We start from the raw sequence: 14,897 nt of genomic DNA on the forward strand, positions 1-14,897 counted from the left end.
GGACACCCGACTGCCGAAACAGGGCGAGGTCATGCATGGACCCGAAGGTAGTGGCGACGCACATGATCCTGCGTGTGGACACGTTGATCTCAAGGTGTGCTGTGCCGCTGTACCAGCGGCGTTGCTTGCTGGTTGGCCGCTCACATGGGGTTTCAGCAGCATCCACTGCGATGATCTGGAAGACGTTCTCTTCCCGTTTCAGGCTCTTGCAGCCAGGAAGTCGGAACTCCCCGCTCTGGATCAGCGCCGTTTCGACACGCTCCACCGTGCAGCGCACGGTGGTTTCGTGGATGTTCCAATCGTGCGAAGGTGCGGTATTCCTGCAAGAATTCGAGGGTGAGGAGGAGCTGTTCACACGCGCTGAGGGCCGCGGGTCGACCGGGCTTTTCCTTGAAGCGTTCTCGCTGGCCCAGGACGATTTCCATCTCGGCGAAGGTTTCGGGGTAGATACTGGTGTGCCGCTTGAAGCGCGTGCGATTCAGCGGTCGGATGCGTTCCAGACGGTCGTGACTCACTCATACAGCGTAACGGGGACTTTCGCAGGAGGTCCATTCAGTTGCCAGAACCGATCCAAGAAAATCCGCGCTCGCACGTTCACCAGACGCATTTTAATAATTAGAAAGAAAAAGGCATAGGAGAGCACCTAGCGCTGGAAGAGCTTGAACAAGGAGAATACGCCGAGAAACTGTTATAGCACCATAAACTCCAGCAACCACAACACAAGTCAGAAAGAAAGTCTGGAGTGGAAAGGCGAGGGCTGCTGGCGCTAGCAGAGACCAGACAAGGCCGACAACTAAAAATCCGTTGTAAAGTCCTTGATTCGCAGCCAGGCTACGTGTGGTCCGAGCTTCTTCGATGGTTATGTTAAAAGCTGCGCGTCCTCGAGGGGAAGTCCATAAAAACATCTCTAAAATCACAATATAGATGTGTATTAAGACCACAAGGCTCGTGAGTAGTATGGAAATCAGTTGCACCTAGGTCATCCTCCGAAGATCAGACTTGTTATTCACAAGCATTGACTCTGTTGAGAGCGGAAATGGATGGGTCTTACGGTTTTACACCGCAATAGCCAATCTTTATCGTGTGTCCGGCGTAGGTCTGGAGGCCATCACCGTTAATCCAGCGAGACACATCTCGTCTTGAGATCCCTCCCCCCAGACGATGTATTTCGGCTGAGTGTCCCGTGTATTGTCCCAAGTACAGCTGACGCGCAAGACATCACCTTTCTTCAAAGCGATCGGGGCCTCATACCAATACACGCCCTGCCAATGAAAATCCCAGCGCGAAATGTCCAGCAGCACTTGTTCTTCTGGCGTTCCTGCATTCAGGACTAAACTTGCCGCTTGGCCCCGAGTATGGAGGTGAAGCGTCACACCAACCGCCAACACGTCCTGCTGCACTGGGCGATCACAGGTCGAAGTCGCTGCCTCCGCTCGCTCGCTGGCGTAGTCACGCAGCGTTTGGCCACACAAGGCCAGGAGGCCGTCCACCCGGCGCTGTGCCTGCGGTCCATGCTGCTGGACCGCTCGGGCCACCACCACATCCCGCTGACACGACGGATCAGTTCGCGTGGCCGCGCATGGAATTTCTACAGGTGCCACCACAGACAAGCTCTTGAGCGGCTTCAACTCCGCCTGGACTGGTGCGTACTGAACGGTCATGCGCGTGAGATCGGGCGCCCTCCCCGCCAAGGTGTTGTAGTGCACTTGCATCACCAAGAAGTTGCCCTTCTCTAATCGCCGACCTGTCCCACTGGGAAATACGGTGGCCTCTGCTCCCGGCACCCAAGCCCCAATGCCGAAGACCGTACCGAGTGCCGCGTCCAGGGCGTCGTCCGTACTGCCATGAGCACCATCCGACATCCCTCCCAGCAGGCCGGTTTCGGCCAAGGCATACATCAGGCGCTGGGTGTCGCCTCCAGCGTCCCCATACGCCTGAATCGCTTTTAAGGGATCGCTTCCTGCCTGCTGATACGCCTTCAGCAGTTTGAGCGTATGGACGCCTTTAGCTTGCAGCTGGGGCAACACCCGCAGGAGGGACGGGCGAGCCTTGGATGGGTCAGCGCTGACCGTGTCCAGCCCAGTGCCCCCGAAGCACGGCCAACCCGGCTGCCCGTCCTGTCCGTCCTGAGACTGTGCTTGCGCAGCCTGAAGGGCGGTGACCTGGTTCACCACCACGTGATGGACAATCTCTGGATTCCCTGGTTTAACTTCAAATCCCTCAATGAAGCGGTCCGTGGTCAGACCAGGATTGAGTAGAAAGCAGCGGTAGTCATCCGTCAGGGTGCTTGAGGGCGTATACGGTTGGCCCATGGCCAGGGTGGCGTCCGCCCGCACTTGTGGGGCCGTGGTTTTCACCGCTGGGGTCGTGGGTGAGAGTTGTGACGAAGGATGAGCCTGATGGTCATGCGTGGGTTGATTCTCTCTGGGCGCTGTTTGCGCGAGGACCACACCGATGGCGGCGGCGCCCAGCAAGAAGAGGGTGACGGTCCGTTTCATGGTTTCCCTCCCTTGGGCGCCCCGGCTGCTGCCCAGGCGGCGAAGGTGGCAATCTCTTGGGTCGACAGTGAGCGGTCAAACTTCAGTCTCGGTGTCTTGCCCCCTGGCGGCCAGGGTGGCATGACCCGCTCGGCAGTGACATCGGCAATCAGATCGGCCAATGGGGCTGCTTGCTCATAGGTGCTTAGGGCGAAAGGCGCAATCCCGCCAGCGCGGTGGCAGGAGCCACATTTAGCATCCAGCAAGGCCTTGACTTCACCCTGATAGGTGGGAGGCAAGCGAGATGAACTTGAGGGCACAGTTCTCGCAGTGGCCAGGACTGTGATGCTCAGCCCAGCGAACGCAGACAGCAACAGGAGAAAGGAGCGTTTCATCGTCACGACCTTAATCCGCACTTGTTGAGGAGTTGTGGAGCCTGTGTGCTGCTGGCCGCCGCAACCCACTAGGCTGTGATGGTGCGGGTACTACTCGTTGAGGATGATCCAGAGATCGCCCGGGCCGTGTGCGCTTACCTCCGCCGGGACGGTCACCTCGCGGTTCATGCGGATCACTTCGCAGCAGCGGAGGACGCCCTGCACCGAGAGCAGCCAGAACTCCTGATCCTTGACCTGCTGCTGCCCGGTGGGCATGGGTTTCAATTGCTTGATCACCTCGCCACGAGTTCCACTCGACCCGCAGTGATCATTCTGTCGGCCAGCGGCGATGAGGCCACGCTAGTTACGGCTTTCCGGCTAGGGGCGGATGACTACGTCACCAAACCGTTTCGACCGGCGGAACTGATGGCCCGGGTGGGCGCCGTGGGCCGGCGCCTGGGCGCGCAGCACACAGAACTCCAGGGGCCAAATGGCATCTGCGTGGATCTGCGCACGCGCCGTGTTCAGCGGGCAGGGCACATCCTGGACCTCACGGCCGCCGAGTACGAGGTGTACGTGCGCTTGGTGGCGGAGAAGGGCGCACCGGTCTCACGTGAACGTCTGGCGACGGCCTTGGGGCTGGCTGGAGAACGGGCGGTGGATTCGCATATCCACAATCTCCGACGAAAACTGGGCGAATCGCACGGGATTCGCACGGTGTTTGGGCTGGGCTACCGTGTTGAGGTCGGATGAGTATGCAGTCACACCTGACGTTTCGAGGCCGCGCCATTCGGTTGGCGGGGCAAATTGTGGGCTTGACGCTCCTCTTCCAGGGACTCGCCGTGGGGGTGGTGCTGGGGGGGATTTGGTATCTGGTAGGCCCCGAGCCCATTCAAGCCGGCCAACAGTTGGCCAGAACGGTTTTCGGACCTCACCCTCACCCAGTCCTCCAGGTCATGTTGCCCGTGTGCATCGGCGCTGGACTCTGTGCCTTAGGAGGGGCGTTGGTTTTAGCGTCTCGTTTGGCGGTCAGGACGGCAGCGCCTGTGCTTGAGGCGGCCTCGACGGTGCACCGCTTGGCCCAGGGCGACCTAAAGGCCCGAGCGCAACTGCTGGCGGGGTCAGACGGCGAATCGCGGCAACTCTTGAACCAACTCAATCATTTGGGCGCCTCGTTGGACCGTTTGGAAGGGGAACGCGCGTATGAGGCGGCGGCCGTGGCCCATGAGTTGCGCACTCCACTGACCGCTATGCAGGCCCGCCTGCACGCGCTTCTGGATGGCCTCTACCCACTGACGACGGTGGAGCTGCGGCCCCTAGTGACGCAACTGGATCTGCTCACGGCGCTGGCTAACGACCTACGAACCTTGACCTTGGCCGACGCGGGCCAACTTGCGTTGCAAAAGGACGAGGTGGATCTCAATGAGCTGCTGACGGATGTCGTGGCGGCCGTGCAGCCATTGGCACAAGTGAAGGGAGTGACCGTCCTACTCAGACCTGGCCCTGAGCGTACGGGTCGGGTGGATGTGCGCTATTTGCGCATGGCCCTGGGCAATGTACTAGACAATGCAGTGCGGCATGCCCGGACGGAGGTGGTGGTCAGCGTGGACGCAGGCCGGATTGAGGTTCTGGATGATGGGCCTGGATTGACGGCTGCAGAAGCGGCGCGAGTGGGAGAGCGCTTTTACCGTGCTGACCCGTCGCGGACACGCCAAACGGGCGGCAGTGGTTTAGGCTTGGCGGTGGTGCAAACCATCATGCGGGCGCATGGGGGGCACGTCACTGCAGAGGCAGGCCGCAGGGGACGGTTTATCCTGTGCTTCCAGGAGCTTCACCCATAGCAGGCCAACGCTCTCGTTCTTGACGGCGAGACCGCGCCTCATATGTCACTGGTTGTGGCAAGTTGTTGGGGTAGGGTGACGCAGTGCTGAGTGGTCAGAAGCTTCCCGGCTACCGATTCCCGCTTGAGGTCATTGGGTACGCCGTTTGGCTCTACCACCGCTTCACGCTGAGTTATCGGGACGTTGAGGAGCTCCTGCTGGAACGCGGGATCGCTGTCACCCGCGAGTCCATCCGCACCTGGTGCATCAAGTTCAGCGACCTGTTCGCTCAGGGCCTGCGCCACCGGGAACCCCGATGGGGTTCCCGGTGGCACCTTGACGAGATGCACATAGACGTCGGCGGCGTCACCCACTGGTTGTGGCGGGCCGTCGACGAACACGGTGTGATCTTGGACGTATTCCTTCAGCGTCATAGGGATACAGCAGCGGCCAGATCCTTCTTCACCCGGCTTCTGGGTGAGCAGGGCATCCCGGTCACGATCCACACAGACAAACTCTGGAGCTCTGGTGCAGCCCTTCGTGAACTTCCGGTGCTCTACGGTGTGGAGCATGTCCAGGTGGTCTCCGCGGCTCGCTGCAACAATCTCGTTGAGCAGTCCCATCGTCCCACACGACGACACGAGCGCCAGCAACGCGGATTCAGATCACGGCGACGAGCACAGGGATTTCTCAACCTGCATGCTCGCATCACGAATCTGCACCATCCGGCCCGCTGCACCCTTCCCGCTCACCACCGTCGTCACCACCAGAGACGAGCATTCGTGCTTTGGCGCGACGTCGTGAGACAGGTGGCCTGAACTTCAGGCCATCTGTCTCACCGAAGCTCTTTCATCGCTCCAACGGCAACAACTTGCCACAACCGGTTGGCGGATAGATATGGCCGCCCCAGCCTTCCGGACCAACGGCCGTTTTCTGGCAAGTATTGGCCTGGAGGTGGCGTACGCAACGGCCCTCTCCACACCCGTACTCGTGAGCGTTCTGCAAGTCCTGAGTCAGACGGCGAGGACAATTTCTCGGGACCTAGGGTACGCACAGGAGTGGCAGGCGGACGCAGAATTTTTTCTTCAGATTCTCAAAGGTATAGGCATGATTTCTGTACAGGCGGATTCGGATATCGGTAGTGACCTTATCGCTTATCAGTAGCTGGAACGGTTCTGGCAATTTAACCTCGTCGTAATCGGAGTTACCCAAATGGCCGCCTGATTCTCAGGCAGCCAGCTTCATGGCGGCGATCCAGTGACGCTGCGCTGCGGACTGGTTGATTCGCCTGGTCGTTGAAGGGACGGTGGTTCGGGTCTGGCGGTGAAGATTCGTGGTTCGAGCGTGCAACGCGAGAAATTCCTGAGCTCGCCGTCGTCGCTTGAACCCCAGTTGAGCGCGTTCCTGCTGCCGTGCCCTGCGGTGCGACTGTTCGATCACGTTGTTGCATTGAGCGGTCGAAAGCACTTGGACGTGCTCCACAGCGTGGAGCACGGGAAGCGCTCTGATCGCTGCTCCGTAGCTCCGCAGCTTGTCCGTTTGAATCGCCATTGGGACGTCGTACTCCCGCAACAGGTGCGTGAAAAAGGACGTTGCGGCCTCGGTGTTCCGGTCTTCCTGAAGCAAGATGTCCAGGATCTGACCGTGCTCATCCACGGCTCGCCACAACCAGTGCGTGACCCCACGAACGTTCACATGCACCTCGTCCAGATGCCAGCGAGAACCCCGGCGGGGTTCTCGCTGGCGCAGTTCTTCCGTCAAGAGTGGAGCGAACTTGATGTTCCACTGACGGAGCGTCTTGTGGCTGACGTGTATGCCTCGCTTTTGGAGTAGTTCCTGCACATCACGCTGGCTGAGGGGGAATCGATGATACAGCTACGGCACGTATCCGATCACGCTCAAGGGGTAACGGTGGCGATAAGGCTTCCAGTTAGTCACGGCTCATCACCCTATCGGGCTTAAGTTGCCAGAACCGTTGTCCGAAACGTCTTTGGACAGCTGAATCCTGAAGGTTGGCTTCCGTTGCGCCTTCATGCCATCAAAGCATTCGAAGCCCAGGAGGTCCACTCACGGTAGCCACCGCCAGTTCCTCCATGTCGCCGTCACTCCCCTGAAAGACAGTGCTGGCCGCTCAACTTACTGGCCGGGTCTATCCTGACGGAAGAGGGCTTCAAGTTCAGTAACCGCTTCATCTCTGGGAAAGGCCAGAACGACCTTGCCACTGGTGCGCTGCGCTTCCGCCCACACCCAACCGCCGTGTCGGGCCAGAATGCGCCGCACCTGCACCAGCCCACTTCCCTCCAACACGGGCACTTCTTGATCGGTCCGTACCGCCAGGTCGAACAGGGTGGCCGCCTCCTCCCCCGTCAGCCCGATCCCATCGTCCTCCACCGTGATATGAGTTTCACCCTCCACGTCACGACTCTCCACAGTGACGTACTGCGCACCGCGTGTCTCACTCAACGTGAAGGTCATCAGCACCTCCAGCGCTTGCTTCAGGAGCGCCCGGTCCCCCCGCACAATGGGCAGCGGTCCCACATGCCAATGCAGCCGTTCTCCTCTTATGGTGGCCGACACCTCGGCCCGGACCGCCTCGAACAGTTCCCCCAGCGGCAGGAGGTCCTTCATGACCTCCTGCTGTTCCAGCCGGGCGAGTTGCCGCAGATCCTGGGCGATCCCCTTCAGCCGCAGCACCTCGTCCTGCAGCCGCTCTGAATCCCTGGGCGACAGGCGCTCCACGCCCTCTGAGTCGGTGAACCCTTCCGCCAACAACAAGTGTCCCAGCCGCCGGGCTGGGGCTTCCAGGTTGTGGGCGGTACGAGTGATCACGTTGCCCAGTTCCGCGTTTAGGTCGGCCAGGCGGCGCGTGCGCTCGGCCACTCGGACTTCCAGTCCTGTGTTCAGCGCCTGCAGGTCCTCCTGCGCCCACTTAAGGGCATCCACATCCATGACCATCAGCACCTGTCCCGCGACCTGCCCTGCTGGGTCTCGCAGAGGCAGGGCCGAGACCAGGGTCCACAGCTGCGGGCCGTCATCAGAGGTGTACAGCATCTCGAGACCGGGCACAACCCGCTCCCCCCGGAGCGCCCGTGCACCGGGGAAGTTGTGCGGTTCAACGCGCCGGCCTTCACCATCGAAGCCCACCCAGCGCGCCTGCCTCGCAGGGTCCCGCGAGGGAATCAGGCCCGTGGGCAAGAAGCGGCGCATCTCCTGGTTGTTCAACACCAGCTGGCCGGCCGTGTTGACGAAGCCAACGCCCACCGGCAGCACGTCGAAGATGGCGGCCAGGCGCTCTTCACTTAGGCGCAGGTCCTCTTCCGCACGTTTGCGTTCCGTGATGTCGTAAGACACGGCCAGCACCGCAGAGACGGTGCCCGTTTCCGTTCTGAGCGGCACCCCATGGGTGACGAAGGCGCGACCATGCGAAATATGCTCAAGCTCAAACCCTTCGCCGGTCAGCGCCTGCCGGTACAGCGCCTCCTGGCCCTCAAGCGGCGCAATTTGAGTGACGGTCTGACCCACGAGGTCGCCAGGCTGAAAGCCAGCGGCCGCCAACGCTTCGCCCTGCGCCAGCACATACCGCAGGTCGTGATCCACCACAAACACAGCGCTGCCCGGCAGGTGTTCAATCAGCGCCCGCAGGCGGCTTTCCGATTCGGTGAGGGCCACCGCCGCACGGCCCCGTTCCACGGCAGCCCAGACCCGTTCGGCGGTTTCTTCTGCCAACCCCAGCTCAAACGGCGTCCAAGGCCTCGGTGTGGCTTGCGTGATAGCCAGAATGCCAACGGGCTGCCCGTTCTTGATGACTGGCACGTTGATGAACGAAATGATGTCCAGCCCCAAACACACCTGCCTCAGCTCCTCATCTAACAGATCGGTGGTGTGGGTGTCCGCGACACTGAACGCACGACCCGCATCAATGATTGCCTTGAACATGGGAGCGTCGCTTAGGGGATAGACGCCCACCACTGAAAACACACCTTCCTTTGTGGCGTCTCGCCGGACGAGAGCGCTGTCATTCACAATCTCGCAGTAGTAGCAGCGGTCTGACCCAAAGAAGTCCAGGGTGCTGCGCGTGACCGCCCCTTGAATCTCCGTGGCATCTGAAAGAGGGCGCAGCGCGTCGCCGAGTGCGAGCATAAAGGCCTGACGCTGCTGATTCTCCCGCTCTCCCTCCTCAGCGAAATGAAGTGCCGTCACCTGGGTGACCTGGTGGATGATGGCGTACACCTGACCAGCGGTGTCCAGCAGCGGCGCATTGATAGCCATCCACCAGTGTGACTCGAAGCCACCATCAGGCGTCACCATGTCGTACCGGACGCGTTCCATCACATCGGTCTGTCGCGTCGCCAGGACACGGTCCAGGGAGTGGGCGAGTGCCACTGACCCGAGTGGACCCGGACGGGTCGTGTCGTCGGGAAACATCTCGAAGAGAGCGTGACCGATCAGCCCTTCACGGGTCTTGAGCGTTGCCGCCAGATAGGCGTCGTTGGCGGCGAGGATAGTGAATGGCGGCGTCGGTTCCAGCAGTATGAACGGCACTGGAGAGGCAGTGAACAGCATGTCATACCGCGCAGACTCGGCCCTCTCCCGCTCCTTTTCCCTGTGTTGGAAAAGGCCAACCTGCCGGCCCGCCAGCAGATCGGTGATCGTGGGGCCCAGCGCTTCCCACGGCTGCACCAGGTCAGCCGCGCTGGCGTCAACCACCGCGCGTGGCAGCTCTGCAGGGTCGGCCACGTCTGGCACCACGGTGGTGGCGCCTACGCCACGCAGGGTGCATGCACCTCGCACACCATCAGGTGCCGGCCCAGCCAGGATAACCGCCAGCACGCGCGAACCGAAGCTCAGCGCGAGTGAGGCCAGCAACCGGTCGAGTGGGCAGTCCAGCGAGAGGTCGCCGGTGGGCGGCGTCACGGTGCAACGGCCATGTGGCCTCACTTCCAGGATCATCTGAGGCGGCGCAAGATAGAGGTGACCAGGTTGAAGAATGGTCCCCTCTTCCGCCTGGTGAGTAGGCCGTGGCGTGCAGCGGCTCAGGACCTCCTCGGCGCCCTTGCCCATCAGGGAAGCGCCAATGAGCACCGGCAGAGGCAGATCAACTGGGATGGCCGCGAGCAAGGCAACCAGCAGCTCTACCCTGTCACCGGGTGTGAGGAACACCAGCACGTCAAAAGGTGCTGCGGTGAAAGCAGGGAGGGAAGCCATAGATGGTGGCATTGTAGAGACGCCCTCGCGTCGGGGGTCGGCAATGATGTTCAGTACCCTCAATGTATTTCGAGGATGGCGGTCATCCCCGCGCTAGACCTCCATGTGCGATCTGCTCACAAACGGTCATAGGCGAGACGAGGACAGGCAACTGAGGCCACCCTGCCGTGCTTAAGTCGGTGCTGGCGTCTTGGGCCAGGCGAACCAGAAGGTGGCGCCTTGGTCTACTTTACCTTCGCCCCAAGCCCGCCCCCCGAAGCGCTCACATAGTCGCCGGACGACCGCCAAACCCAGGCCCGTACCCTCGTAGCGCCCACCAGCGTGCAGCTGGCCGAACAGCTCGAAAGCCTTGTCCTTTTGGCGCATGTTGAATCCAATGCCATTGTCTTCCACGCCGATGCGGTACTCGCCCGCGTCCTCTTGAACCAGCACACGGATTCGGGTCTCTGGTCGCGTTCGGGTGAACTTCAGGGCATTGTGGAGGTACTCCAGCAAGATGATCTGGAGGACCTGGCTGTCCCCACTCAGGGTGGGTAAGGGCGTGCTGATGATCAACACGTCGCGGCCTACCCGCTGACTCTCGACGTCTTTGAGCACCTCGCGGAACACCCTGTTCAGGTCCACGCTCCGCAGTCGTGTGCGCAGGAAGCGCATCTGCATATAGCGTTTCAGGGAGTTCAGCAAGCTCTGCGTCTGTTGCAACCCCTCTTGGGTGTGCCTTAAGTGCTCGGACTGGTCCGGCTGCTGCCGCGCGAGAAGCAAAAAGCTCTGGGCGCGGGTCAAAATCCCCTCCAGGCCTTGGCCGAAGAGGAGCACAACGCTCTCAAATTCCTCCTGAAGGTGCTTCAACTGGAGGGTCTGGCTATGAAACTGAGCCTCCTGGACGTGTTGGACTTCTAAGAGGGCACGGTGCGCCAGCTTGAACGCGGTCACGTCGGTCAGTGTTAGGTGATATTCGGGCGACGCCCCTTCCCGAACGTGCAGCGCCGCTTCAACAGCCACCTCCAGCACTTCTCCTCTTAGCGTCAATAATTGGAGCTCACCCTTCTGCCGACCTCGGCCTTCAAACACGTGGCTCAGGAGCACCGCGAACGCCGTCCGGGAGGAGGAGGAGAGGACCTTGGCAAAGTTCCGTCCGAGCAGACCTTCCTGAGACGACCCAATCAGAGCAGCGCCACACGCGTTGACGGCCTGAATACGGCTCTGGTCGGTCAGCAGGAAGGCCGCTCCGGGACTCTCTTGAAACAGTCCTTGTGCCTGATGGAGGGATGCCTGGAGGTGCAGAACCTGGGCTTGCAGAGACTCAAGTCGACCGTCCAGCGTGACGGGGACATCTACGGACGTCCCCACTTGCGGAGGTAAGGGATCAGGATTCATGGCACTCCCTGAAGATGATGAAGAGCGGTGCCCGAGATATCGGGGGAACCGCCGTACGGAGAGTGACATGCTCTGCACAGCTGACCGAAAACAGTGAAAGGGCTAAAGCCAGGGGAGGATGCAGAGGAAGTGCAAGAGTTCGCCAAGGTTACAAGGAGAACAATCCAGCTAGGAAGCTTATGTCGAAGGACAGGCGAATGCAGTGCCAGTGTAGAGGGTGGGCAACAATACACCTTGAGCTGAACATGAAGATTCTTAGAGAAGAAAGGGGCAAGATATAAGTTATTGCTCAAGAAAACTTCATTTAAGGGACGGGAGGAGTGGATTTGTGGGCAGGCAGGAGAAGAGAATCACATCTTCTGGACTGACATGAGGAATGTTAAGGTTTTGGAGCTTCAAGTATTGGAAGGCTTGCCTGCAGAGCAGACCAGCGTGCCGGAGTTGATGCGCGCCCCGCCCCCAAACAGGCGCACCCGCTCCTGAATGTACTCGGCAGCAGGCGTGTTGCCGGCGGAGCCCCATTAGACAGCGCGCGCAACTGCGGTGCTCCGCCCAAACGTAAGGCGGCGGGCACGCGGCTCCCCAGAAAGCGCTTCAGGGTGTCGTGGTGTTTGGGATCCAGACTCACCGCCACCTGAGCAGCCTGGAAGTCGGCGCTGATGGTGTACGCTCATTTCTGGTCGTCCAGCGCGTCCTCAACGAGAGGGGCGTAACGGGCGACCTGATGGGCGCTGTACGCTACGGTGACGGTCTTTAGAGGGTTGTGGCAAGTTGTTGACTTCAGGAGACCGGAGGAATCTCAGAATGGCAGGCGGTCTGACCCTCAGGCCGCCTGCCACACAGTTTCGCGCCACATCTGAAAGGCAATTCGTTCATGATGACGACGGCGGTGAGCGGGAACGGTGGAGCAGGCCGAGTGGTGAAGATTCGTCAAGCGGGCGTGCAGGTCAAGGAAACCCTGAGACCGTTTTCGGGATCTAAACCCTCGCTGTTGCCGTTCATGCCGCCGTGCCCTGCGATGGGACTGCTCAATCAAGTTGTTGTACCGTGCGGTCGAGACCACCTGAACGTGCTCCACGGCGTGGAGCACGGGGAGCTTGCGAAGGGCGGCACCGTAGCTCCAGAGTTTATCGGTGTGAATACCCTGTGGGACGTCGTATTTACCCAGTAATCGCCGGAAGAGCGCTCGGACGGCCTCGGTATCCCGGTGTTGTTGCAGAAGGATATCCAGCATGGCTCCCTGGTCGTCGACGGCCCGCCACAACCAGTGCGTGATGTCGCCTACGTCCACGCACATCTCATCAAGGTGCCATCGGGAACCACGACGTGGTTCCCGATGACGGAGGCCCTGGGCGAACAGGTCGCTGAATTTGATGCACCAGCTGCGGATGGACTCGCGGGTGACGGCGATCCCTCGTTCCAGCAGCAGTTCTTCGATGTCTCGGTCGCTGAGGGTGAAGCGGTGGTAGAGCCACACAGCGTGTCCAATGACCACGAGGGGAAACCGGTAGCCGGAGAGCTTCTGACCACTCAGCACTGCGTCACCCTACCCCAACAACTTGCCACAACCGCCTGACGCAGTTTGGTTCGAAATCTGTTGGTATGGAACAGCAGTATTCCGGGCAGGTCGGCAAGATCACCAACTGTCAATGTTTGGTCTCGGTGACATTGGCTCGGGATAAGAGTCTGATTTTCCTCCGTCTAAGACTCTTCCTTCCCGCTGAATAGCCCTTTGACCCTGGGCGCTGTCTGGGGGTGGGTGTTCCTGTGGAACACCCACTCAGATCCACCAAGTGGCAGATAGCCCAAGGTTCTCCACATGTTCAAAAATGCCGACACCAGCCAAACCCGGCACTTTTTGAAACACTTGTCTAGATCGATGGCGGATGGTCGCAGCTTCCCGATACCGTTGGCGAAGTTGGCAGGGGCAGCTCACACTGGGGAATGTTACGATCCGAATCGTTGGCTCCAATTCCCGAAGAAACCGCGCGGGTCGCGCGCCTGGCGTTTCCGAAGGGCAACCTTTACCTTCGGCTGCGCGACGAATTAGGCGTTCTGTATGCCGATGAAGAGTTTGCCGCACTGTTTCCCACGCGCGGCCAACCTGCGCTCCCTCCTTGGCGACTGGCCTTGGTCACGGTGGTGCAATTCCTCGAAAACTTGACGGATCGGCAGGCCGCTGAACAGGTTCGGGCACGTCTGGACCTGAAATATCTGCTGGGACTGGACTTGACGGATCCTGGTTTTGATTTCAGTGTGCTCTCGGAATTTCGAGCCCGCCTGGTGACTGGTCATGCCGAACACCTGCTCCTGGACACTCTATTGTCTCGTTTTTGAGCGGCAGGCCTGCTGAAACGATGTGGGCAGCAACGAACCGATTCAACCCATGTGCTGGCCGCAATTCGGTATTTGACGCGGATTGAATTCGTGGCGGAATCTTTCCGTGCCAGCCTGAATGCCATCGGGCGCGTAGCGCCCGACTAGTTGGTACCCCATATCGACCCACGGTGGCGGGAATGGTATGACCACCGGATTGAGTCCTACCGCTTTCCCAAAGGCGAAGCGGCTCGCCTCGCGTATGTCCTGCAGATCGGGCAAGACGGGTTTACGCTTCTGGACGCGCTGGACACCGATCTGAACGCGGCACATCTGGCCCAGCTTCCCGCCATCCAGCAATTGCGCCTGGTGTGGTTCCAGCAGTTCATGCGGACGGATGGTGTCGTGCAGTGGCGACCTGGGACGGCGGAACCGCCGTCCGCTCAGCGGTCAGAGTCGCCGTATGACCCTGAAGCTCGATATTCGATCAAGCGGGGTCGCGCCTGGCTGGGTTACAAACTGCACTTGACCGAAACGTGTGATCCTGCATTACCGCACCTCATCACCCACGTGCAGGTCACGGCCGCGTGCGTCCAGGATATTGACGCGCTGCCAGCTGTCCATCAGGCCCTTGAGCGGAAAGTCTTGTTGCCCACGCGACATCTGGTGGATTCGGGCTATGTGAGCGGGTCATTGATGGCGCAAAGTCTGAAAGACTTTGCGGTAGAGCTGATTGGACCACCCCGCGCCTCGTCAAGCTGGCAACAACAGGATCCCCATGCCTTCAAAATCAACGAGTTTGTCATCCATTGGGACGAGCACTTCGCTGTGTGCCCCAGAGGGCACCGCTCCTCAAAATGGCAAACGGGTCGAAGTAAACAGGGTCTTCCAACCACAACCATTTCTTTCCGAAGCGGATTGTGTAACCGATGTCCTGAAAAGACGCGCTGTACGCAGTCTACGCGTCGTGGTCGCAGTTTCACGGTGCAGGATCAAGCTGGATACGAGGCGTTGGGGCACATGCGCAGTCAACAGGAGACCGACGCCTGGAAGGTGATGTACCACCGGCGGGCCGGGATTGAGGGGACCATTGCCGTCGCGGTGCGGGCTTATCAGGCCAGGACCGCTCGATACCGAGGCGAAGCAAAAGTACGGGTTCAGGGGATGGCCACCGCCGCCAGCATCAATCTGGAGCGGGTGTTTGCCTGGTGGTTAGAGCGGCCACGAGCCACGACCAGAACCGCGCGATTTGCTCGTCTTCCACTCTCAGCCTGACTTCGCCAACGGTATCGCTTCCCTGGTGGAGCCCCTGACTGCGTCTTCCTCCG

The 14,897-nt window shown here is 60.3% G+C and carries 11 protein-coding genes and 3 pseudogenes; 7 read left to right on the forward strand and 7 right to left on the reverse strand.

Translation table 11 applies throughout. The features are described from left to right. A pseudogene (locus K7W42_RS18640) lies at positions 1 to 265 on the reverse strand (IS5 family transposase); the annotation flags it as partial. Position 266: 1 nt separating this feature from the next. On the opposite strand from K7W42_RS18640, the gene K7W42_RS18645 reads away from it, so the two are divergent. Next, on the forward strand, positions 267 to 635 hold the full coding sequence (locus tag K7W42_RS18645; protein ID WP_224576551.1) for a hypothetical protein: 369 nt from the start codon (positions 267 to 269) through the stop codon (positions 633 to 635). Here the strand turns inward: K7W42_RS18645 and K7W42_RS18650 are convergent. Together K7W42_RS18650 and K7W42_RS18655 are read right to left on the reverse strand one after the other, a co-directional pair. After that, positions 609 to 905 carry a DUF1304 domain-containing protein gene (locus tag K7W42_RS18650; protein ID WP_255639476.1) on the reverse strand — a complete coding sequence of 99 codons (297 nt, stop codon included), beginning with the start codon at positions 903 to 905 and terminating at the stop codon, positions 609 to 611. The two genes, K7W42_RS18645 and K7W42_RS18650, sit on opposite strands and share 27 nt — an antisense overlap. 171 nt (positions 906 to 1,076) lie before the next feature. Continuing rightward, positions 1,077 to 2,312 (reverse strand): monooxygenase, encoded by a 1,236-nt coding sequence (locus K7W42_RS18655; RefSeq protein WP_224576553.1) that lies wholly within the window; start codon positions 2,310 to 2,312, stop codon positions 1,077 to 1,079. Between the two features lie 638 nt (positions 2,313 to 2,950). Here K7W42_RS18655 and K7W42_RS18660 point away from each other — a divergent pair. The 3 genes from K7W42_RS18660 to K7W42_RS18670 all read left to right on the forward strand — a co-directional run bounded on the left by K7W42_RS18660 (position 2,951) and on the right by K7W42_RS18670 (position 5,489). Beyond that, a complete protein-coding gene (locus K7W42_RS18660) occupies positions 2,951 to 3,604 on the forward strand; it encodes a response regulator transcription factor (protein ID WP_224576555.1) in 654 nt (217 codons plus the stop codon). Between the two features lie 293 nt (positions 3,605 to 3,897). Continuing rightward, positions 3,898 to 4,692 (forward strand): sensor histidine kinase, encoded by a 795-nt coding sequence (locus tag K7W42_RS18665; protein ID WP_224576558.1) that lies wholly within the window; start codon positions 3,898 to 3,900, stop codon positions 4,690 to 4,692. 83 nt (positions 4,693 to 4,775) lie between these two features. Continuing rightward, a complete protein-coding gene (locus tag K7W42_RS18670; RefSeq protein WP_439648870.1) occupies positions 4,776 to 5,489 on the forward strand; it encodes an IS6 family transposase in 714 nt (237 codons plus the stop codon). Positions 5,490 to 5,898: 409 nt separating this feature from the next. On the opposite strand, the pseudogene K7W42_RS18675 reads toward K7W42_RS18670, so the two are convergent. The 4 genes and pseudogenes from K7W42_RS18675 to K7W42_RS18690 all read right to left on the reverse strand — a co-directional run bounded on the left by K7W42_RS18675 (position 5,899) and on the right by K7W42_RS18690 (position 12,790). After that, a pseudogene (locus K7W42_RS18675) lies at positions 5,899 to 6,609 on the reverse strand (IS6 family transposase). Between the two features lie 198 nt (positions 6,610 to 6,807). Further along, positions 6,808 to 9,876: a PAS domain-containing protein gene (locus K7W42_RS18680; RefSeq protein ID WP_224576560.1), complete on the reverse strand. Its 3,069-nt coding sequence runs from the start codon at positions 9,874 to 9,876 to the stop codon at positions 6,808 to 6,810. 171 nt (positions 9,877 to 10,047) lie between these two features. Further along, positions 10,048 to 11,253, reverse strand: coding sequence for an ATP-binding protein (locus K7W42_RS18685; RefSeq protein ID WP_224576562.1), 1,206 nt, complete (start codon positions 11,251 to 11,253; stop codon positions 10,048 to 10,050). Between the two features lie 823 nt (positions 11,254 to 12,076). After that, a complete protein-coding gene (locus K7W42_RS18690; RefSeq protein ID WP_439648871.1) occupies positions 12,077 to 12,790 on the reverse strand; it encodes an IS6 family transposase in 714 nt (237 codons plus the stop codon). A gap of 35 nt (positions 12,791 to 12,825) precedes the next feature. On the opposite strand from K7W42_RS18690, the pseudogene K7W42_RS23340 reads away from it, so the two are divergent. The 3 genes and pseudogenes from K7W42_RS23340 to K7W42_RS18705 all read left to right on the forward strand — a co-directional run. Continuing rightward, positions 12,826 to 13,059 (forward strand): annotated as a pseudogene (locus K7W42_RS23340) (transposase); the annotation flags it as partial. 138 nt (positions 13,060 to 13,197) lie between these two features. Then, positions 13,198 to 13,590, forward strand: coding sequence for a transposase (locus K7W42_RS18700; RefSeq protein WP_224576564.1), 393 nt, complete (start codon positions 13,198 to 13,200; stop codon positions 13,588 to 13,590). A gap of 147 nt (positions 13,591 to 13,737) precedes the next feature. Then, a complete protein-coding gene (locus K7W42_RS18705; protein WP_224576566.1) occupies positions 13,738 to 14,844 on the forward strand; it encodes a transposase in 1,107 nt (368 codons plus the stop codon). The last annotated feature ends 53 nt before the right edge of the window (positions 14,845 to 14,897 follow it).

The organism is Deinococcus betulae (assembly GCF_020166395.1).
Lineage (GTDB): Bacteria > Deinococcota > Deinococci > Deinococcales > Deinococcaceae > Deinococcus > Deinococcus betulae.

What these genes read in the sequence shown, in the direction of transcription:
- K7W42_RS18650 (WP_255639476.1), bottom strand. Translation starts at nt 905, where the DNA reads ATGTTTTTATGGACTTCCCCTCGAGGACGCGCAGCTTTTAACATAACC.
- K7W42_RS18655 (WP_224576553.1), bottom strand. Translation starts at nt 2,312, where the DNA reads ATGGGCCAACCGTATACGCCCTCAAGCACCCTGACGGATGACTACCGC.
- K7W42_RS18660 (WP_224576555.1), top strand. Translation starts at nt 2,951, where the DNA reads ATGGTGCGGGTACTACTCGTTGAGGATGATCCAGAGATCGCCCGGGCC.
- K7W42_RS18680 (WP_224576560.1), bottom strand. Translation starts at nt 9,876, where the DNA reads ATGGCTTCCCTCCCTGCTTTCACCGCAGCACCTTTTGACGTGCTGGTG.
- K7W42_RS18685 (WP_224576562.1), bottom strand. Translation starts at nt 11,253, where the DNA reads ATGAATCCTGATCCCTTACCTCCGCAAGTGGGGACGTCCGTAGATGTC.
- K7W42_RS18700 (WP_224576564.1), top strand. Translation starts at nt 13,198, where the DNA reads ATGTTACGATCCGAATCGTTGGCTCCAATTCCCGAAGAAACCGCGCGG.